Raw genomic sequence first — 20,750 nt, 5'->3', positions numbered from 1 at the left:
GCGATCAGGGGAATCGAGCCGCTGCTCCAGTATCTGGTGCCTCGCGGTGTCACGGTTCCCCCATCAAATCGATCCACACTCACGGTGCCTCAGGTTTTCGCCCGGGCACGACCGGCGGCGCGCTTCGGTACGCTCACGCCGCACATGGCCAGCGCTTCCTCGGGATCGGAGGCGACATGGTCGACCCCGAGCTGTGCCTTGATCTCATCACTGCTGATCCCAACGGCGCCCCCGACGACGATGGGCGGGAGAGGTGTCACATTCTGTCGCAGCATGTGGATCAGCCGACGGGTCTGTTCAACCCTTTCATGGGTGGCAAGCGAGAAGCTCACGAAATCGAAATCGCCGTCATGGATGCAGGCGACCACCTCGGCGTCGGGGCGGCCCAGAAGCATCTGCACCGAGACACCCAGCCGCCGGAACCGGCTGGCGGCGATCATCGCGCCCAGGCGGTGCTGCTCGGCCTCGGGGACGACCATCGCCATACTGGGCGCGCGCCAGTCCGCGACGCCGTCGGCGGCCCAGCGTTCGCTCAGCCTGCGCACGGCGGCGATCAGACGGGCGGTGCCGATGGTCACTTCGGCGAAGCTGCGTCGGTTTTCGGTCCAGTCGTCGCCCAGCTGGCAGGCGGCGGCGGGGATGTAGCAGTCCACGATGTCCTCGTCCCCCAGCCCGTGGACCCGGCGCAGCGTGGCAAAGGCGGTGTCCAGCGCGGCATCGGACGTCACGACCGCATCGCACAGCATCGTCAGGCACGAGGCCGGGCTGTCGTCGCGCGCCGGCGTGGCGGTGCAGATGCGCGCGGCCACGGAGGCGAGCACGCGCTCGTGCACCGACGCGGCGGGTGACGCGTCGGCGCGATTGCCGCGGGGGTCGGTCCGGCCCTCCGTGTCGGTGGCGGGCTGCCTCGGGGCGAGATTCGGCGGCATGGGCATTGTCCCTCCGGCCTTCGGATGCGGTGGCCGCCGTGGCGGCGGGGCGATTCCCCCTCCGCCCGGTGGGATGGGAGGGAGGGACTCGGCCAGGCCGTTGCCGACCTCGTCTCCACTTTGCGGCAGCCCTTTGGGGATGTCAAAGCAAATTGACAGCTGGCGGCATACCGTCGGCCACCAAGGCGGCCTGCGACTGCGTTTTCCATGTATTAAAGGGGTCAAACCGATCCGGCCCGGGTGGTGCGGTGGGGCAAGTGTCCATTTATGGCACCGCAAGAGTGTAAGTTTCAATTGACAGTCGGGCACGGAACGCTAACCTGATCCACAGACAGGAATGCGGAGGGGACAATGGCGTCGAACGCACGTGGCACAAAGGCGACCTCGGGGCTCTACACCCCTGAGGAGCGGGTGCGCCGGGACACCACGGTCTGGACGCTGGTGCAGGGCATCCTCGCGCCGGTCCAGTTCCTGGTGTTCGCCGTCTCGCTGGTGCTGGTGATTCGATACCTGATGACGGGCGAGGGCTACTGGCTCGCGACCGGGTCCATCGTGCTCAAGACGCTGCTGCTCTACACGATCATGGTCACCGGCGCGATCTGGGAGAAGGTCGTGTTCGGCAAGTACCTGTTCGCGCCTGCCTTCTTCTGGGAGGACGTGGTCTCCATGGCGGTGATCGCGCTGCACACGCTGTACCTGTGGGCGCTGTTCGCGGCCTGGCCGACCGACACCCAGATGTGGATCGCGCTGGCGGCCTATGGCGCCTATGTCGTCAACGCCGTCCAGTTCGTGTGGAAGTTGCGCATGGCCCGCCTCCAGGAGGCGCAGACCCGCGCCGCAACCCAAGGAGTGGCGGCATGACCCATCACACCCCCACGCCCCCCGTCCGCGGCTGCGGCAACACCCCCATCCTCAAGCAGCGCGGCCAGCGCGAGGTGTTCTGCGGCCTGACCGGGATCATCTGGCTGCACCGCAAGATGCAGGACGCCTTCTTCCTGGTGGTGGGGTCGCGCACCTGCGCGCATCTGCTGCAGTCGGCCGCCGGCGTCATGATCTTTGCCGAGCCGCGCTTCGGCACGGCGATCCTGGAGGAAACCGACCTCGCCGGGATGGCCGACGCGCAGGACGAGCTTGACGACGTGGTCGCCCGCCTGCTGGCGCGGCGCCCCGATATCCGGCAGCTGTTCCTCGTGGGGTCCTGCCCGTCGGAGGTCATCAAGTTGGACCTGAGCCGCGCGGCCGAGCGGATGACGCAGGCGCACGCGCCGCATGTGCGTGTCCTCAACTACTCCGGCTCGGGCATCGAGACGACCTTCACCGAGGGCGAGGACGCCTGCCTTGCGTCGATGGTGCCGGTGCTGCCGGAGACCGACGCGCGCGAGCTGCTGGTCGTGGGCGCCCTGCCGGATGTGGTCGAGGATCAGATGCTGGGCCTGCTGGCCGCCATGGGCGTCACCCCCGTCCGCGTCCTGCCCGCCCGCCGCTCCGAGGACATCCCCAGCGTCGGGCCGAACACCGTGTTCGCGCTGACCCAGCCGTTCCTGGGCGAGACCACCCAGGTGCTGGAGCGCCGTGGCGCCCGCCACATCCCCGCGCCCTTCCCCTTCGGCGAGGAGGGTACGACCGCCTGGCTCGCCGCCATCGCGGCCGAGTTCGGCGTGGACGCCGAGACCTTCGCCCGCGCCACCGATGCACCCCGGGCCCGCGCCCGCAAGGCCATCGCGACGGTGGCCGAGGGGCTGCGCGGCAAGACCATCTTCTTCTTTCCCGACAGCCAGCTGGAGATCCCGCTGGCGCGCTTCCTGACCCGCGAATGCGGCATGGAGGCGCTGGAGGTCGGCGCGCCCTACATCCACAAGCAGATCGTGGGCCCGGATCTGGACCTGATGGCCGAGGGGCCGGTGCTTTCCGAGGGGCAGGACGTGGACCTGCAGCTGGATCGGGCGCGGGCTTCGCGTCCCGACCTGACGGTGTGCGGGCTGGGGCTGGCCAACCCGCTGGAGGCCGAGGGGCTGGCCACCAAATGGGCCATCGAGCTGGTGTTCACCCCGGTGCATTTCTACGAGCAGGCCGCCGACCTGGCCGGCCTCTTCTCGCGGCCGCTGCGGCGGCACGGCATCCTGAAGGACCTGAACGGCGGCGTTGCCGGCGGCGCCATGGGGCGTGCGACCGGCCGGATGGCGCCCGCCGGCGAAGAGGGCAGCGCATGAAACTGACCGTCTGGACCTATGAAGGGCCGCCGCATGTCGGCGCCATGCGCGTCGCCACCGGCATGAAGGGGCTGCACTATGTGCTGCACGCGCCCCAGGGCGACACCTATGCCGACCTCCTGTTCACCATGATCGAGCGCCGCGACCATCGCCCGCCGGTGACCTACACGACCTTCCAGGCGCGCGATCTGGGGTCCGACACGGCCGGGCTGTTCAAGAAGGCCGCCCAGGACGCCTATGACCGCTTCAAGCCGCAGGCGATGATCGTCGGCGCGTCCTGCACCGCCGAGCTGATCCAGGACGACCCCGGGGGCCTGGCCGAGACGATGGGCATCCCGGTGCCGGTGATCCCGCTGGAGCTGCCGTCCTATCAGCGCAAGGAAAACTTCGGCACCGACGAGACGTTCTTCCAGATCGTGCGGGCGCTGGCCAGGCCGATGGAGAAGACCGCGCAGGTCACGGCGAACCTGATCGGCCCCACCGGGCTTGGCTTTCGCCACCGCGACGACGTGGTGGAAGTCACCGCGCTGCTCAATGACATGGGCATCAAGGTGAACGTGGTCGGCCCCATGGGTGCCACGCCCGAGGACCTGACGAAGCTGGGCCAGGCGCATTTCAACGTCCTGATGTACCCCGAGCATGCCGAGGCCGCCGCCCGCTGGATGGAGCGCGACCTGAAGCTGCCGTTCACGCGCACCGTGCCCATCGGTGTCGGTGCCACCCGCGATTTCCTGGCCGAGGTGTCGAAGATCACCGGCCTGCCGGTGCGCGCGGATGAAAGCCGCCTGCGGCTGCCGTGGTGGTCGCGGTCGGTCGATTCGACCTATCTGACCGGCAAGCGGGTGTTCCTGTTCGGCGACGGCACCCACGTCGCCGCCGCCGCCCGCATCGCCCGCGACGAGATGGGCTTCGAGGTCGTCGGCATGGGCTGCTACAACCGCGAGATGGCCCGTCCGCTGCGCGCGCTGGCCAGGGACTACGGTCTCGAGGCGCTGATTTCCGACGACTATCTGGAGGTCGAGGCTGCGATCGAGGCCGCCGCCCCGGAGATGATCCTCGGCACCCAGATGGAGCGCCACATCGGCAAGCGGCTGGGCATCCCCTGCGCGGTGATCTCGGCGCCCGTCCACGTCCAGGACTTCCCCGCGCGGTACTCGCCGCAGATGGGCTGGGAAGGTGCGAACGTCATTTTCGACACCTGGGTGCACCCGCTGGTCATGGGGCTGGAGGAGCACCTCCTGCACATGTTCCGCGACGACTTCGAGTTCCACGATGCGGCCGGCCCGTCGCACCACGGCGGCCACTCCCCCAAGCCGATGGAGCGCGCCGAGGCGGAGCCGGAGGCCCCCGCCGATCCCGCCCCCACGCAGGCCACGCCCGCGCAACCGTCGAGCGTGGAGGTCGTCTGGCTGCCGACGGCCGAGAGCGAGTTGAAGAAGATCCCCTTCTTCGTGCGCGGCAAGGCCCGACGCAACACCGAACGCTATGCCGCGGAACGCGGCGTGACGGAAATCAGCGTGGACACGCTCTATGAGGCGAAGGCCCACTATGCGCGATGACATCTTTACCCGTTCGAGCGATGGCACCGGCGGCGAACCGACGCCCGGCTATCACATCGTAATCGTTACCCTTGATGCCCATGCCGCGGGGCCCGCGGCGCGGGTGTCCGAGCGGCTCGCGAAGGACTTTCCCGGGCTGACGGTCACCGTCCATGCGGCCGCGCAGTGGGCCGAGAACCCCGCCGCGCTGGAGGCCGCCCGCCGCGACGTCATGCAGGGCGACATCATCGTCGCGAACCTTCTGTTCATCGAGGAGCATGTGCAGGCGATCCTGCCGCAGCTGAAGGCCCGGCGCGACGACTGCGACGCCATGATCGGCGTGATCGCCGACGGCGAGGTCGTGCGGCTGACCCGGATGGGCGATCTGGACATGTCCAAGCCCGCCTCGGGGCTGATGGGGCTGTTGAAGAAGCTGCGCGGCGGCGCCAAGGGCGACAACCCCGCCAAGCCGCAATCGGGTGAAAAGCAGATGGCGATGCTGCGCCGCCTGCCCAAGATCCTGCGGTTCATTCCCGGCAAGGCGCAGGACCTGCGCGCCTGGTTCCTGACCATGCAGTACTGGCTGGGCGGGTCCGACGACAACGTCGAGCAGATGATCCGCTTCCTGATCTCGCGCTACGCCCACGAGGCGCGCTGGCGCGGGGTGAAGTCCGCGGCCCCGATCGACTATCCCGATGTGGGGCTTTACCACCCCGACCTGCCCGACCGCATCACCACGCGGCTGGAGGATCTGCCGGCGCCGGCCGCCCCCGTGGGCACGGTGGGCATCCTGATGCTGCGCAGCTATATCCTGGCCGGCGACACGGCGCATTACGATGCCGCCATCCGCGCGCTGGAGGACCGCGGCCTGCGCGTGATCCCCGGGTTCGCCGGTGGCCTGGACGGCCGCCCCGCGATCGAGGCGTATTTCCGTGACGCCGGCGGCGTGCGGATTGACACGATGGTGTCGCTCACGGGGTTCAGCCTGATCGGCGGCCCGGCCTACAACGACAGCGACGCGGCCGTGGAGGTGCTGTCCGCCCTCGACGTGCCGTATGTCGCGGCGCATCCGCTGGAGTTCCAGACGCTGGCCCAGTGGGCGGAGTCGGGCCAGGGGCTTGGCCCGGTCGAGACGACGATGCTGATCGCCCTGCCCGAGATCGACGGCGCGACCAATCCCACCGTTTTCGCGGGCCGGCACGGCGAGGTGGCCTGCAAGGGCTGCAAGGAGGGGTGCCACAACCCCTGCGCCACGCGGGCCATGGCCGCCTGCCCGGAGCGGATCGAGCGGCTGGCAGCAAGGATCGAGCGTCTGACCCGCCTGCGTCGGCAGCGCACCGCCGAGCGCAAGGTGGCGGTGGTGCTGTTCGGCTTTCCGCCCAATGCGGGGGCCGTGGGCACGGCGGCGTACCTCAACGTCTTTGAATCGCTGTTCAACACGCTGCACCGCATGAAGGCCGAGGGCTACGACCTGGAGCCCCCCGCCACCGTCGAGGCGCTGCGCACCGCCGTTCTGGAGGGCAATGCCGAAGCGCTGGGCCAGGAGGCCAATGTGGCAGCCCATGTGCCCGCCGACGACATCGTGCGCGGCACGCCCTGGCTCAAGGAGATCGAGGCGGTCTGGGGCCCGGCGCCGGGGCGCATCCGGTCGGACGGGCGCGGGGTGTTCATCCTGGGCGCGCAGTTCGGCAAGGTCTTTGTCGGCATCCAGCCCACCTTCGGCTACGAAGGCGACCCGATGCGGTTGCTGTTCGAGAAGGGCTTCGCGCCGACGCATGCCTTCTCCGCCTTCTATCTCTGGCTGAAGAACAACTTCGCCGCCGACGTGGTGCTGCATTTCGGCATGCATGGCGCGTTGGAGTTCATGCCGGGCAAGCAGTCGGGCATGGGGGCCGCGGACTGGCCGGACCGGCTGATCGGCGACATGCCCAACGTGTATCTCTATGCCTCCAACAACCCGTCCGAGGCGACGCTGGCCAAGCGCCGCGTGGGCGCGGTGACGGTGACGCATCTGACGCCGCCGCTGGCCGCCTCGGGCCTCTACAAGGGGCTGCTGGAGCTCAAGGACAGCGTGAAGCGCTGGCGCTCGCTGGATCTGGACGCGGGTGAGCGTGCCGATCTGGCCGCGCTGATCGCCGATCAGGCGGCGGCGGTCGACATGGACGGGTCGGACCCCGACACGCTGTGGCTGACCCTGCTGGAGACCGAGGACGCGCTGATCCCCGACGGGCTGCACGTCGTGGGCCGGCCGATGGATGCGGATCAGCGCGCCGAATACCTGCGGGTGATGGCCGACCAGAGCCCCGAGACGCGGGCCCATGTCGATCACATGCTGGCCCAGGAAAATGAGCTGCCCGCGATCATGCGGGCGCTGGGCGGGCGCTTCATCAAGCCGGTGCCGGGGGGCGATCTGATCCGCTCGCCGCAGGTGATGCCGACGGGGCGCAACATCCACGCCTTCGATCCGTTCCGCATGCCCACCGCCTTTGCGATGCAGGAGGGCCGGTCGCAGGCCGCACTGCTGATCGAAACGCACGCCACGATGCCGCGCTCGGTCGCGCTGGTGCTGTGGGGCTCGGACAACATCAAGTCCGACGGCGTGCCGATCGCCCAGGCGCTGGCGCTGATGGGGGCGCAGCCGCGCTTCGACAGCTTCGGCCGCCTGTCGGGCGCCGACCTGATCCCGCTGGAGGAGCTGGGTCGCCCGCGTGTCGATGTGGTGATGACGCTTTCGGGCATCTTCCGCGACCTGCTGCCGCTGCAGACGCGCATGCTGGCGGAGGCCGCCTACAAGGCCGCCACGGCGGACGAGCCGCGCGAGCTGAACTTCATCAAGGCCCACGCCGAGGACTACGCCGCGAAGATGGGCGTGGACATCGAGGACGCCGCCCTGCGCGTCTTCTCCAACGCCGAGGGCGCGTACGGGTCGAACGTCAACGTGATGGTCGACAGCTCCGCCTGGGGCGAGGAGGACGACCTCGCGGATGCCTACGAGGCGCGCAAGTCCTTTGCCTATGGGCGCAACGGCAAGGCCAAGGCCAACCCGAAGCTGCTCCAGAGCGCGCTGAAGGATGTCGACATCGCCTACCAGAACCTCGAGTCGGTCGAACTGGGTGTCACCACGGTGGACCATTACTTCGACACGCTGGGCGGGATCGCGCGGGCCGTGAAGCGCGCCCGCGGGGGCACCGACGCCGCGATCTACATCGGCGACCAGACCCGTGGCTCGGCCAAGGTCCGCACGCTGCAGGAACAGGTCGCGCTGGAGACGCGCTCGCGCAGCCTCAACCCCAAGTGGTTCGAGGGGATGCTCAAGCACGGCTCCGAAGGGGTCCGGCAGATCGAGGCGCAGGTCACCAACACGCTGGGCTGGTCGGCGACGACGGGCCAGGTCGAGCCTTGGGTCTATCAGCGCCTGTCCGAGACGTTCGTTCTGGACGCCGAGATGCGCAAGCGTCTGGCGGATCTGAACCCCAAGGCCAGCGCGCGCATGGCCGGTCGCCTGCTGGAGGCGTCCGACCGCAACTACTGGCAGCCCGACGAGGAGACCCTCGCGGCCCTGCAGGCAGCCGCCGACGAGATCGAGGACCGGCTGGAAGGAATCGCGGCGGAATGAGGGACGGCGTCAGAACCGCCCCGCCCGCCAGGGAAGAAGCCGCACATCGCGGCATGTGGAACCAAGGAAGGAGCCGCCCATGAGCCCGCTCGACCGTATCGCGCCCAACCTGCGCAAGGGTGAAGATGGCGAAGGATCGGTGCAGGTGCACCAGGACGACGCGCTGAAGATCGAAGGCGCCAAGGTCTTTGCCGTCTATGGCAAGGGCGGGATCGGCAAGTCGACGACCTCGTCGAACCTGTCGGTGGCGTTTTCCATGCTGGGCAAGCGCGTGCTGCAGATCGGCTGCGATCCCAAGCACGACAGCACCTTCACCCTGACCGGCACGCTGGTGCCGACGGTGATCGACATCCTCAAGGACGTGGACTTCCACTCCGAGGAGCTGCGCCCCGAGGATTTCGTGTTCGAGGGCTTCAACGGCGTCAAGGCGGTGGAGGCGGGCGGGCCGCCCGCGGGCACCGGCTGCGGCGGCTATGTGGTGGGCCAGACGGTGAAGCTGCTGAAGCAGCACCACCTGCTGGAGGACACCGACGTCGTGATCTTCGACGTGCTGGGCGACGTGGTGTGCGGCGGCTTCGCGGCGCCGTTGCAACATGCCGACCGGGCGGTGATCGTGACCGCCAATGACTTCGATTCGATCTATGCGATGAACCGGATCATCGCCGCGGTGCAGGCCAAGGCCAAGAACTACAACGTGCGGCTCGCGGGGTGCATCGCCAACCGGTCCAAGGACACCGACGAGGTCGACCGCTATTGCCGCGAGGTGGGCTTCAAGCGCATCGCGCACATGAAGGACCTCGATTCGATCCGCCGCTCGCGCCTGAAGAAGAAGACCCTGTTCGAGATGCCGGACGAGGAAGACATCGTCATGGCCCGCAAGGAGTACATCCGCCTGGCCGAGACGCTGTGGGCCGGCACCGATCCGCTGGCGCCCGCCCCGCTCGAGGATCGCCGTATCTTCGAGCTTCTGGGCTTCGATTGAGGGGGGACCGGCGATGGACAGCTATGCCTCCACCCGTGCGCGGCTCGAGAACTATTTCGACCGCACCGCGGCCAAGACCTGGGAACGGCTGACCTCGGATGCGCCGGTCAGCCGCATCCGGCAGACCGTGCGCGAGGGGCGCGACACCATGCGCGCGGCGATGCTCGCGCGGCTGCCCGATGACTTGAGCGGGGCGCGCGTGCTGGACGCGGGCTGCGGTGCGGGCCCCATGAGCGTCGCGCTGGCCGAGCGCGGCGCGGAGGTGGTGGGCGTGGACATCTCGCCCGCGCTGCTGGAGGTGGCGCGCAAGCGCACCCCCGAAGCGTTGCTGCCCCGCATCACCTACACCCCTGGCGACATGCTCGACGAAGGCCACGGGCGCTTCGACTACGTCATGGCGATGGACAGCCTGATCCACTACCAGGCCGCCGACATCGGCCGGGCGCTGGCACGGCTGATGGCGCGCACGGGGCAGGGGATGGTGTTCACCATCGCCCCGCGCACCCCGGCGCTCAGCCTGATGTGGGTGGCGGGCAAGGCATTCCCGCGCTCCGACCGCTCGCCGCAGATCATCCCGCACACCGACGCCGCGATCGAGGCCGCGGTGCGCGCCGAGGGGCTGTCGGGCCCGCTCACGCGCGTGGCCCGCGTCAGCCGCGGGTTCTACATCAGCCAGGCGATGGAGTTGCGTCCATGATCCGTGCGGCCTGGCATACCCTGATGGCGCGGCTCGATTCCAAGATCGCCGAGGGTGAGAAGCGGCCGCCGCTTCTCAAGACCCTCAGCATCCGGGCGCTGCCTTTCGCCGATGCCGCCAGCGCGGACTTCCCGCTGCGCGAGCTTCTGCGGTTGTCGCTGTTCCAGGTGGCGGTGGGCATGGCGGCGGTGATGCTGCTGGGCACGCTGAATCGCGTGATGATTGTGGAGCTGTCGATACCGGCAATGCTGGTGGCGTCCATGATCGCGCTGCCCGTGCTGGTGGCGCCGCTGCGCGCGCTGTTCGGCTTCAAGTCCGACACCTACCGCTCGGCCATCGGCTGGAAGCGGATCCCGTTCCTGTGGTTCGGCTCGCTCTATCAGTTCGGTGGTCTGGCGATCATGCCGTTCGCGCTGATCGTGCTGTCGGGCGACCAGACCTATGAGGTGCCTTACGCGGGCGAGGTTCTGGCGGCCATCGCCTTCGTGATGACGGGGCTGGGCATGCACATGACCCAGACCGCGGGGCTGGCGCTGGCGTCGGACCGCGCGAACGATCGGACCCGGCCGCGGGTGGTGGCGCTTCTGTATGTGATGTTCCTGGTGGGCATGGGGGTCTCGGCGCTCGTGGTGGGGTGGCTGCTGCGCGACTTCAGCCAGATCCGCCTTGTGGAGGTGGTGCAAGGCGCCGCCGCGCTGACGCTGATCATCAACGTGATCGCTCTGTGGAAGCAGGAGGCCGTCCGCCCCATGACCCGCGCCGAGCGCGAGGCGCCGCGCGCGACCTTCGGCGACGCCTGGTCCGATTACCTGCGCGGGGGACAGGCCGGCCGGTTGCTTGCGGTGGTGTTCCTCGGTGCCGTGGCCTTCAACATGCAGGACGTGCTGCTGGAGCCCTATGGCGGCGAGGTGCTGGGGCTGTCGGTCTCGGCCACCACGCTGCTGACGGCGACCTGGGCGGCGGGGTCGCTTGTGGCGTTCGCGCTGGCGGCGCGCTGGCTGTCGGAGGGGATGGACCCGTACCGCATGGCCGGGCGCGGCATCCTTGCGGGGATCGCGGCGTTTGCCGCGGTGATCTTCTCGGCGCCGCTCGACAGTGCGCTGATCTTTTATGTCGGCGCGTTCCTGATCGGTTGGGGCGGCGGCCTGTTTGCCGTCGCCACTCTGACGGCGGCGATGCTGATGCCGGTGCAGGGGCTTGCGGGCCGCGGACTTGCGCTGGGCGCCTGGGGGGCCGCGCAGGCCACCGGCGCGGGGCTGTCGATCTTTGCCGGCGGCGCCATCCGTGACGTGGTCAACGCCGCGGCCCTGTCCGGCTCGCTGGGCGAGCCGCTGAACACGCCCGCCACAGGTTACGCTTCGGTCTATGCGACCGAGGTCGTGCTTCTGTTCCTGACCCTGGTCGTCCTTGGTCCGCTGGTGCGGTCCTGGGGCGAGCTTCAAACCCCCACGGGCAGCCCCGAAAGGATCGGGCTCGCGGAGCTGCCCAGCTGAATTGGCCTGACGGAGGACCCTCCCATGTTTGATGCCGCGACCTTCAACAACATCGATCTGGCGCAGATCAGCCTGTATATCTTTTGGCTCTTCTTCGCGCTGCTGATCTACTATCTGCAGACCGAAAACATGCGCGAGGGCTACCCCCTCGAGAACGAAGACGGCGGCTCGGAAGGCTTCAACCTGCCGCTGCCGGCGGCCAAGACCTTCAAGCTTCCGCATGGCCGCGGCGAATACACCGTGCCCGACTACAAGAAGGAAGACCGCGAGGTCGCGCTGAAGCGTGTGGCCCCCAACGGCTATCCGCTGGAGCCGACGGGCGATCCGATGATGGACGGCGTCGGCCCGGGTTCCTGGGCGCCGCGGCGCGACGAGCCGGAGCTGGACGGCAAGGGCCATCCCAAGATCCGCCCGATGGCGCATCTGAAGGGCTTCGAGGTCTCGGCCGGGATCGATCCGCGCGGTCTGGATGTGCAGGCCGGCGACGGTGAGGTCGTGGGCAAGGTCGCCGACCTGTGGGTCGACGAGCCCGAGCAGCTGGTGCGCTACATCGAGATCGACCTCGACGCCGCGTTCGGCGGTGGCAAGCGGCTGGTGCCGATCGGCATGGCCCGCATCTGGCCGTCCCGCCTGCAGGTCCGGTCCATCTTCGGCAAGCATTTCGCCGGGGTGCCGCAGACCAAGGCCGCGGACATCATCACCAAGCTCGAGGAAGAGAAGATCTCGGCCTACTACGCCGGGGGGACGCTGTATGCGAGCCCGAGCCGGCTTGCGCCGCAACTGGGCTGACGCCCACCCCGTGCCGCGCGGCAACGTCCGCGCGGCACGCCAGCCGCCGCGCCCGCGGGCGCCCGACCCACAAGGCGGGATGCGGCACAGGGCTGGCCTCTGACGGCCAAAAAGACGGAAGGGAACGACGATGTCTCATGATGATTTTGCGGTGGAGCCGATCCGCGGATTGCCCGAGCGCCCCCCCGAGGGCGAGGAGATCCTCTGGCAGGGCCGCCCCGACGCCTGGCGTCTGGCGGTCGAATCGCTCAACCTCTACTGGGTGGCGCTGTATTTCGTGCTGTTCTTCGGCTGGCGCGCGCTGGTCGCCGGTGCCGAGGTCCCGTTCTGGGAGGCGGTGCGCATCGGCTCGCCGTTCCTTGTGATGGGGGCGGTGGCGTGCGGGCTGTTGTGGCTGATCGCGCTGATCCAGGCCCGGACCACGGTCTATACCGTCACCAACCGCCGTGTGGCGATGCGCATCGGTGCCGCGCTGACGGTGACGCTGAATCTGCCCTATCGTTGGGTCGGCGAGGCCAACCTTGATCTGAGACAAGGTGGCACCGGCACCATCGCCCTTAACCTGATCGGGGAAACGCGGCTGTCGTACCTCAATACCTGGCCGCATGTGAGGCCGTGGTACATGAAACGCACCCAACCCGCCCTGCGCTGCATCCCCGATGCCGAGCGTGTGGCAAGGATCCTGTCGGAGGCCGCCCAGTCCCGTCTGGCCGAGCCCGCGGTGCGCAAGGTCGCGCCCGCCTCCCCGGCCCGCGAGAGCGCCGCCGCCACGCCCGTCCCGGCCGAGTGAGGGGAACGTAACCCATGGCAACCGCCGTCGATCTGAAGACCCGCCGCCGCAACCATGACGACCTGCGCAAGCGCGACCGCGAGATGATCCCCCGCGTGCTGGTGCGCGCGATGTTCCTGATGGTGCTCGCGGCGCTGGCGCTGGTCGCCTATGCCCGGCTGACCGACCGCCCGCTGGTGGCCGCCCCGCCCGAGGGCATCGAGGTCGTGACCGAGCGGATCGTCGTGCTGGCCGGCGACATGGCCGGGCGCGCCACCGTCACCGACATGGAAGGCCGCCTGATCGCCGATCTGCCGGGCGACCAGGGTGGCTTCGTGGCCGGCATCTGGCGCGTGCTCCAGCGCGAACGCATGCTGCGGAAGCTGCCCGACGACCTGCCGGTGCGCCTGACGCTCTATGCCGATAACCGTCTGGTCGTTTATGACGATTTCACCGGCTGGCGCGCACAGCTGATCGGGTTCGGCTATGACAACTACCGGACCTTCTACAACCTGCTGGACGCACCGGTGCTGGACGAGGCCGCGGTGTCGGGGCTGGTTGCGACCAACTGAGGCAAGACCCCGCGGCGGCAACGACCGCCGCGGTGGAACGACAATCAAAAGGGAACCAGAAAATGGGACTGATTACACGAGAGAAGGAAACCGCCCCGTGCATGGTCGAAGTGTCGCACAAGTTTGAATCCCTGCATGCGCACGTCAAGTTCCTCAATGGCGCGGTGGTCAATCCGGGCGACGAGGTGCTGGTGCATGGCGCGCCGGTGATGGCCCCCTACGGCGAGGTCGTCATCGAGGAGCGAACGGCCACCATCACCCGCGCCTCGACCGTCGAGCGGTTGTGGACCAAGCTGACGGGTGACTTCGAAGTCATGGAACTTTGCGAATTTTCCTTCTCCGAGGAGGTGACGCTGTGAACGCGCATACCGAAACCCGCCACGGCGCCGCCGTCAACGAGACCACGCAGAAGGCGTCCGAGACGACCCTGCTGGATCCGCGCTTCTACACCACGGACTTCGACGAGCTGGACCGCATCGACGTGACACCCATCCGCGAGGAGTGGGACAAGCTGATCGCCGAGCTGCGCTCGGATCCCAACAAGACCCACTTCAAGAAGACCGCCGACTGGGACCCCGTCGACTGGGAGGGAATGGAGCCCGAGCTCAAGAAGGAGCTGGTGGATTTCCTGGTGTCCTCGCTGACGGCCGAGTTCTCGGGCTGCGTGCTCTACAAGGAGATGAAGCGGCGCGGCAACAACCCCGACATCTGCGAGCTGTTCAACTACATGGCCCGCGACGAGGCCCGCCACGCCGGCTTCATCAACGATGCCCTGCGCGAGGCCGACATCGGCGTGAACCTCGGGTTCCTGACCAAGGCCAAGAAATACACCTATTTCCGGCCGAAGTTCATCTACTACGCCACCTACCTGTCGGAAAAGATCGGCTATGCGCGCTACATCACGATCTACCGGCACCTGGAGAAGCACCCCGAGCACCGCATCCACCCGATCTTCAAGTGGTTCGAGCAGTGGTGCAACGACGAGTTCCGCCACGGCGAGGCCTTTGCGCTGCTGATGAAGACCGACCCCAAGCTGACGGAAAGCCCGATCAACAAGCTGTGGATCCGGTTCTTCCTGGTGGCGGTGTTCAGCGTGATGCATGTGCGCGACCACGCCCGTCCGGCGTTCCACAACGCGCTGGGCATCAATGTCGACGAGTACGACCAGGAGGTGTTCCGCAAGACCTCCGAGATCGCCCGTCAGGTGTTCCCGATCGAGATCGACATCGACAACCCGCGCTGGCAGCGCGGCCTCGACCGGCTGCGCGTGGCGATGGGCGACATGGACCGCGCCAAGCGGCAGGGCGGGATCGGCGGCGCGGTTGCGCGGTTCACCGCCGGGGCCCGCTCGGGCCTCGCGTTCCTCAGCCTCTACACCATTCCGGTGAAGAAGAACGTGGTGCCGGCCAACCCGCGCCTGGAACCGGCGTACTGAGGGCCGCATGGGCGAGGGGGTGATCATGGGCGAGGGCTGGGCGGCGGCGCTGTTTGCGTTGTTCATCTGGTGGTTTTCCACCGGGGCGATCCTGTGTCTTGTGAAACACGCCGACCGTGGCGGGCGCCGGGCGCACATGCGCGCGGTGCTGTTCGCCATGCCGGTGTTCTTTGCCGGGCTGTATGGCGCCTGGGCCACGCTGGAGGTCACCTCCACCATGGGCGTCTACCTCGCCTTCCTGTCCGCGCTGGCGGTCTGGGGCTGGGTGGAGCTTGCGTTCCTGACCGGTGTGATCACCGGCCCGATGACCCGCCCCTGCCCCCCCGGCGTGCCCGAGTGGGAGCGGTTCATCCGCGCCTGGGGCACCATCGCCTATCACGAGATGCTGCTGGCGGGGCTGGTGCTGGCGTTCGCCGCGGTGGCGCTGGGGTCGGGCAATCCGTTCGGGCTCTATACCTTCCTGGTGCTGTTCCTTGCGCGGATCTCGGCCAAGCTGAACCTGTTTTACGGCGTGCGGAAGATCAATACGGAGTTCCTGCCGCAGCCGCTCGCGCATCTGCCCAGCCACTTCCGCATCGCGCGGCTGAACTGGGTGTTCCCGATCTCCGTCACCGGGCTGACGGCGGCCACCTGGTTCTGGCTGGAGCGGCTGGCGACCGCCGCCTCTCCGGCCGAGGTGGCGGGATACGGCCTGCTGGCCGCGCTGACCGCGCTGGCCGCGCTGGAGCACTGGCTGATGGTGCTGCCGCTGCCCGACGAGAAACTCTGGCGCTGGATGCTGCCCGCGCCCAAAGCCACCCAACAGATCAAGACAGACTGAGTGAGGACGCCCAATGGACTATGATGCTCTGTTCAAGGCCCAGCTTGACGCGCTGAAGCGCGACGGCAACTATCGCATCTTCGCCGAGCTGGAGCGCCGCTGCGGCCAGTTCCCGCGCGCCGCCAACCACGGCACCGGCGCACGCGAGGTGACGGTGTGGTGCTCCAACGACTACCTGGGAATGGGCCAGCACCCCAAGGTCATGGAGGCGATGCACACCGCCATCGACCGCTGCGGCACCGGCGCGGGGGGCACCCGCAACATCTCCGGCACCAACATCCTGCACCGCGAGCTCGAGGCCGAACTGGCCGACCTGCACGCCAAGGAGGCGGCGCTGCTGTTCACCTCGGGCTATGTGTCGAACTGGGCCTCGCTGGGCACGCTGGGCGCACGGCTGCCGGGGGCGGTGATCCTGTCGGACGCGCTCAACCACGCCAGCATGATCGAGGGCATCCGCCATTCCCGCGCCGACAAGGTGATCTGGAAGCACAACGACCCCGAGGATCTGGACCGCAAGCTGGCCGCGATCCCCGCGGACCGGCCCAAGATCGTGGCCTTTGAATCGGTCTATTCGATGGACGGCGACATCGCCCCCATCCGCGAGATCGTGGAGGTGGCCGAGAAGCACGGCGCCATGACCTATCTCGACGAGGTGCACGCGGTCGGCATGTACGGCCCGCGCGGCGCCGGCGTGGCCGAGCAGGAAGGGCTGATGGACCGCATCACCCTGATCGAGGGCACGCTGGGCAAGGCCTATGGCGTGGTCGGCGGCTACATCACCGGCTCGGCGGCGCTGATCGACTTCATCCGCTCGTTCTCCTCGGGGTTCATCTTCACCACGGCGCTGCCGCCGGCGGTGGCGGCTGCGGCGGCCGCGTCGATCCGGCACCTGAAGGAAAGCGATGCAGAGCGCATGGGCCAGCGCGAGCGCGTGGCGCAGCTGCGCGCGCGGCTCGACAACCTCGGGATTCCGCACCTGCCGAACCCCAGCCACATCATCCCGGTGATGATCGGCGACCCGGTCAAGTGCCGCCAGATCGCCGATATCCTGATGGAGGAATACGGGATCTACGTGCAGCCCATCAACTACCCCACCGTTCCCAAGGGCACGGAACGGCTGCGCTTCACCCCCTCGCCGCTGCACACCGAGGAGGACATCGACCGTCTGGTCAGCGCGCTGGGCACGCTGTGGAAGCAATGTGCACTGTCGCGTGCCGTGGCGTGAATTTGCGTTGAACTCCGCCGCAGTCCGGCTAGGTTGAACCAAGCCGGACTGCGGATCGCACTGCCTGCATGGCCGCGCCACCGGCGCGGCGGGGAGGGGGCGGGTCGCGCCGTCCCGGCCCGAGCCGCGGCACTGCGCCGCCCCCAATGCAGACAGGAGCGAATGATGCGCCTTATCCCCGTGACACTGGCCGCCGCGATCGTGGCGGCGCCGGCCTTCGCCGGTGATCCCGCCGCCGGCGAGCGGATGTGGCGGCAGTGCCAGGCCTGCCACATGATCGTCAGCCCCGAAGGCGAGACCATCCAGCGCGGTCAGCGCACCGGCCCGAACCTCTATGGCGTCGTCGGCCGTGCAGCGGGCGCGGTGGAGGATTTCCGCTACTCGCCGTCCATGGTCGCCGCCGGCGAGGCCGGTCTGGTGTGGGACGAGGAAAACTTCATCGCCTACACCGAGAACCCGACCGGGTTCCTGCGTGAATTCCTCGGCGACAATTCCGCGCGCGGGTCGATGGCGTTCCAGCTGCGCCAGGGTGCGGCGGACCTCTATGCGTATCTCGACAGCGTGACGCAGTGATGTGACGCGGCACGGGCCGTCCCGACGGGCGGCCCGTGCCGGCTACCTCGCCACCCGCAGTGTCAGGTTGATGCGCCCGCCCTGTGGCAACAGCGGCGACTCCCCAAAGCGGATGCGGTCAACGCCGTGCCACGCCAGCCGCGCGGCCCCGCCCAGCACGACCACATCGCCCGAGCACAGCCATGTCGACGCCGTGGGCATGCCCCGCACGGTCCCGCCGACGCGAAACAGCCCCGGATCGCCGAGGCTGAGGGAAACGACGGGACAGGTGAAATCGACCTCGTCGCGGTCCTGGTGCAGGCCCATCCGGGCGCCCTCGCCGTAGAAATTGACGAGGCAGCAATCCGGGGTGCGCGCGCAGGCCGCCACCGCGTCCCACACCGCCAGCACGGCCGCCGGGATCGGTGGCCAGGGCCCGCCGCCGGGGTGGCGGTCGGCATAGCGATACCCCGCGCGGTCCGTCACCCAGCCCACGCGCCCCGCCGCCGTCATGCGCACCGACATCGCCCGCCCGCCCGGCGTCACCGGGCGCAGCAGCGGCGCCGCGCGCACCACCGCGCGCAGATCCTCCAGCACCGCGGCCTGCGCGGGCGCGTCCAGCAGCCCGCGCCAGATCCGCGCGCCGTTCAGGCTCTCGGGGCCCGCGCCGCCCGTGGCGCCAAAAAGGTCGGTTCCCGTCACAGATTCACGTCTCCGTCACCGTTGCAGGGGCCAAACCCCCTGCCTATATACCCGCCGAAGCGTGGACCCGGCCAGCCAGCACGGCACGGCCCCCACGCCAGGGATCCGGGCACGGGCGCCGCGAACGGGCCCGTGTCCACAGACATCGCCGAACAGAAGGACGTGACAACATGCCGAAAGTGATCGGGATCGACCTCGGGACGACCAACTCCTGCGTGGCCATCATGGACGGCGCGCAGCCCCGGGTGATCGAGAATGTCGAAGGGGCGCGCACCACGCCGTCGATCGTGGCCTTCACCGATACCGAGCGTCTGGTGGGTCAGCCCGCCAAGCGCCAGGCGGTGACGAACTCCACCAACACCGTGTTCGCGGTCAAGCGCCTGATCGGGCGGCGCACCAGCGACGAGGCGGTGGAGAAGGATCGCAAGCTGGTCCCCTACAACATCGTCGACGGCGGCAACGGCGACGCCTGGGTCGAGGTGAAGGGCGAGAAGTACTCCCCGTCGCAGATTTCCGCCTTCATCCTGCAGAAGATGAAGGAAACCGCCGAGGCCTACCTGGGCGAGACCGTCACCCAGGCCGTGATCACGGTTCCGGCGTATTTCAACGACGCCCAGCGTCAGGCCACCAAGGACGCGGGCAAGATCGCCGGCCTGGAGGTTCTGCGCATCATCAACGAGCCGACGGCGGCCGCGCTGGCCTATGGCCTCGACAAGAAGGACAGCCGGACGATCGCGGTCTATGACCTTGGTGGCGGCACCTTCGACATCACCGTGCTGGAGATCGACGAGGGGCTGTTCGAGGTGAAATCGACCAACGGGGACACGTTCCTCGGCGGTGAGGACTTCGACATGCGGATCGTCAGCTACCTCGCGGACGAGTTCAAGAAGGAGCACGGCGTCGATCTGACGGGCGACAAGATGGCGCTCCAGCGCCTGAAGGAAGCCGCCGAGAAGGCCAAGATCGAGCTGTCGTCCTCCAGCCAGACCGAGATCAACCAGCCGTTCATCTCGATGGACAAGACCACCGGCCAGCCGCTGCACATGGTCATGAAGCTGACCCGCGCCAAGCTGGAAAGCATCGTGGCCGACCTGATCGCGCGCACGCTGAAGCCCTGCAAGGCCGCGCTGAAGGATGCGGGCCTGTCGGCGTCCGACATCGACGAGGTGGTCCTGGTCGGCGGCATGACCCGCATGCCCAAGGTCATCGAGGAAGTGGGCAAGTTCTTCGGCAAGGAGCCCCACCGCGGTGTGAACCCCGACGAGGTGGTGGCGCTGGGCGCCGCCATCCAGGCGGGCGTGCTTCAGGGCGACGTGAAGGACGTGGTGCTGCTGGACGTCACGCCGCTGTCGTTGGGCATCGAGACGCTGGGCGGCGTGTTCACCCGCCTCATCGACCGCAACACCACCATCCCGACCAAGAAGAGCCAGATCTTCTCCACCGCCGAGGACAACCAGAACGCGGTCACCATCCGCGTGTTCCAGGGCGAGCGGGAAATGGCCGCGGACAACAAGATGCTGGGCCAGTTCAACCTGGAGGGGATCCCGCCGTCGCCGCGCGGCATGCCCCAGATCGAGGTGACCTTCGACATCGACGCCAACGGCATCGTCAACGTCTCGGCCAAGGACAAGGCGACCGCCAAGGAGCAGAAGATCACCATCCAGGCCTCGGGCGGGCTGTCGGATGCCGACATCGAGAAGATGGTCAAGGAAGCCGAGACCAACGCCGAGGCCGACAAGAAGCGCCGCGAGCTGGTGGAGACCCGCAACCAGGCCGAAAGCCTGATGCACTCCACCCGTCAGGCGCTGTCGGAGCACAAGGACAAGGTCGACCCCTCCACCGTGGAGGTGATCGAGCTGGCCATGGGCGCGCTGGAGGAAGCCACCGCCGGCGAGGACGCGGGCAAGATCAAGGGCGCGATCCAGAACCTGACCGAGGCGTCGATGAAGCTGGGCGAGGCGATCTACAAGGCCCAGGCGGCCGAAGGCGAGGCCGCCTCGGACGATGATCCGCGCAGCGTGGACGAGGACATCGTCGATGCCGAGTACGAGGACATCGACGAGGACCGCAAGCGCAAGAGCTCGTAATCCCACAGGCCCGCGTTTGGGGCCGGTCCGCCGGGCGGGCCGGCCCCTTGCGTTCCATGCAGTGACAGAGGTGCCGGATGGCGAAACGCGATTTCTACGATGTGCTTGGGGTCTCGCGCACGGCTGCGGCCGACGAGATCAAGAAGGCCTATCGGCGCAAGGCGCGCGAACTGCATCCCGACAGCAACACCGCCGACCCGCAGGCCGAGGCCAAGTTCAAGGAAATCAACGAGGCCTATGAGGCGCTCAAGGACCCCGAGAAGAAGGCCGCCTATGACCGTTTCGGCCATGCGGCGTTCGAGGGGGGCATGGGCGGGCCCGGCGGGCCACGGGG

At 68.3% G+C, this 20,750-nt stretch carries 19 protein-coding genes; 17 read left to right on the top strand and 2 right to left on the bottom strand.

Annotated elements, in window-relative coordinates:
• Positions 1 to 89: 89 nt before the first annotated feature.
• Positions 90 to 929 carry a cobalamin B12-binding domain-containing protein gene (locus CCR87_RS15615; protein WP_201158464.1) on the bottom strand — a complete coding sequence of 280 codons (840 nt, stop codon included), beginning with the start codon at positions 927 to 929 and terminating at the stop codon, positions 90 to 92.
• A gap of 351 nt (positions 930 to 1,280) precedes the next feature.
• Here CCR87_RS15615 and bchF point away from each other — a divergent pair, with 351 nt between their 5' ends.
• The 15 genes from bchF to CCR87_RS15540 all read left to right on the top strand — a co-directional run bounded on the left by bchF (position 1,281) and on the right by CCR87_RS15540 (position 17,648).
• Positions 1,281 to 1,790: a 2-vinyl bacteriochlorophyllide hydratase gene (bchF, locus tag CCR87_RS15610; RefSeq protein WP_201158463.1), complete on the top strand. Its 510-nt coding sequence runs from the start codon at positions 1,281 to 1,283 to the stop codon at positions 1,788 to 1,790.
• Entirely contained in the window at positions 1,787 to 3,139 is a 1,353-nt protein-coding gene (locus CCR87_RS15605) for a ferredoxin:protochlorophyllide reductase (ATP-dependent) subunit N (RefSeq protein WP_201158462.1), read from the top strand. The genes bchF and CCR87_RS15605 overlap by 4 nt, the downstream gene beginning before the upstream one ends.
• On the top strand, positions 3,136 to 4,698 hold the full coding sequence (gene bchB, locus CCR87_RS15600) for a ferredoxin:protochlorophyllide reductase (ATP-dependent) subunit B (RefSeq protein WP_201158461.1): 1,563 nt from the start codon (positions 3,136 to 3,138) through the stop codon (positions 4,696 to 4,698). The genes CCR87_RS15605 and bchB overlap by 4 nt, the downstream gene beginning before the upstream one ends.
• A complete protein-coding gene (locus tag CCR87_RS15595) occupies positions 4,688 to 8,293 on the top strand; it encodes a magnesium chelatase subunit H (protein ID WP_201158460.1) in 3,606 nt (1,201 codons plus the stop codon). The genes bchB and CCR87_RS15595 overlap by 11 nt, the downstream gene beginning before the upstream one ends.
• A 79-nt stretch (positions 8,294 to 8,372) precedes the next feature.
• Positions 8,373 to 9,275, top strand: a complete 903-nt coding sequence (bchL, locus tag CCR87_RS15590) for a ferredoxin:protochlorophyllide reductase (ATP-dependent) iron-sulfur ATP-binding protein (protein WP_201158459.1) — start codon at positions 8,373 to 8,375, stop codon at positions 9,273 to 9,275.
• Positions 9,276 to 9,288: 13 nt separating this feature from the next.
• A complete protein-coding gene (bchM, locus tag CCR87_RS15585) occupies positions 9,289 to 9,972 on the top strand; it encodes a magnesium protoporphyrin IX methyltransferase (RefSeq protein ID WP_201158458.1) in 684 nt (227 codons plus the stop codon).
• 23 nt (positions 9,973 to 9,995) lie between these two features.
• Positions 9,996 to 11,465: a PucC family protein gene (locus tag CCR87_RS15580; protein ID WP_201158475.1), complete on the top strand. Its 1,470-nt coding sequence runs from the start codon at positions 9,996 to 9,998 to the stop codon at positions 11,463 to 11,465.
• 24 nt (positions 11,466 to 11,489) lie between these two features.
• The gene (gene puhA / locus CCR87_RS15575; RefSeq protein ID WP_201158457.1) at positions 11,490 to 12,254 is read left to right on the top strand and encodes a photosynthetic reaction center subunit H; all 765 of its coding nucleotides are present in this window, start codon (positions 11,490 to 11,492) and stop codon (positions 12,252 to 12,254) included.
• Positions 12,255 to 12,384: 130 nt separating this feature from the next.
• Entirely contained in the window at positions 12,385 to 13,044 is a 660-nt protein-coding gene (gene puhB / locus CCR87_RS15570) for a photosynthetic complex putative assembly protein PuhB (RefSeq protein ID WP_201158456.1), read from the top strand.
• Between the two features lie 14 nt (positions 13,045 to 13,058).
• Positions 13,059 to 13,595, top strand: a complete 537-nt coding sequence (puhC, locus tag CCR87_RS15565; RefSeq protein ID WP_201158455.1) for a photosynthetic complex assembly protein PuhC — start codon at positions 13,059 to 13,061, stop codon at positions 13,593 to 13,595.
• A 62-nt stretch (positions 13,596 to 13,657) separates the two neighbouring features.
• On the top strand, positions 13,658 to 13,954 hold the full coding sequence (locus tag CCR87_RS15560; RefSeq protein ID WP_201158454.1) for a hypothetical protein: 297 nt from the start codon (positions 13,658 to 13,660) through the stop codon (positions 13,952 to 13,954).
• Positions 13,951 to 15,030 carry a magnesium-protoporphyrin IX monomethyl ester (oxidative) cyclase gene (acsF, locus tag CCR87_RS15555; RefSeq protein ID WP_201158453.1) on the top strand — a complete coding sequence of 360 codons (1,080 nt, stop codon included), beginning with the start codon at positions 13,951 to 13,953 and terminating at the stop codon, positions 15,028 to 15,030. Before CCR87_RS15560 ends, acsF begins: the two co-directional genes overlap by 4 nt.
• Before the next feature lie 7 nt (positions 15,031 to 15,037).
• A complete protein-coding gene (gene puhE / locus CCR87_RS15550) occupies positions 15,038 to 15,850 on the top strand; it encodes a putative photosynthetic complex assembly protein PuhE (protein ID WP_242512059.1) in 813 nt (270 codons plus the stop codon).
• 13 nt (positions 15,851 to 15,863) lie between these two features.
• Positions 15,864 to 17,075 (top strand): 5-aminolevulinate synthase, encoded by a 1,212-nt coding sequence (gene hemA / locus CCR87_RS15545; RefSeq protein ID WP_201158452.1) that lies wholly within the window; start codon positions 15,864 to 15,866, stop codon positions 17,073 to 17,075.
• Positions 17,076 to 17,240: 165 nt separating this feature from the next.
• A complete protein-coding gene (locus CCR87_RS15540) occupies positions 17,241 to 17,648 on the top strand; it encodes a c-type cytochrome (RefSeq protein ID WP_201158451.1) in 408 nt (135 codons plus the stop codon).
• Between the two features lie 42 nt (positions 17,649 to 17,690).
• Here CCR87_RS15540 and CCR87_RS15535 read toward each other — a convergent pair whose 3' ends face one another.
• Complete coding sequence (locus CCR87_RS15535; protein WP_338048950.1) at positions 17,691 to 18,329, bottom strand: alpha-ketoglutarate-dependent dioxygenase AlkB family protein; 639 nt, start codon at positions 18,327 to 18,329, stop codon at positions 17,691 to 17,693.
• Positions 18,330 to 18,499: 170 nt separating this feature from the next.
• Between CCR87_RS15535 and dnaK the strand changes: the two genes are divergently transcribed.
• Positions 18,500 to 20,416, top strand: coding sequence for a molecular chaperone DnaK (gene dnaK / locus CCR87_RS15530; protein ID WP_201158450.1), 1,917 nt, complete (start codon positions 18,500 to 18,502; stop codon positions 20,414 to 20,416).
• Positions 20,417 to 20,493: 77 nt separating this feature from the next.
• On the top strand, positions 20,494 to 20,750 hold a 257-nt coding region (locus CCR87_RS15525; RefSeq protein ID WP_201158449.1), incomplete at its 3' end, for a DnaJ domain-containing protein.

The organism is Rhodobaculum claviforme (assembly GCF_016653255.1).
Taxonomy (GTDB): Bacteria; Pseudomonadota; Alphaproteobacteria; order Rhodobacterales; family Rhodobacteraceae; genus Rhodobaculum; species Rhodobaculum claviforme.
Note: the sequence above shows the minus strand (reverse complement) of the source record. Positions and strands in the feature narration are given on the sequence as shown.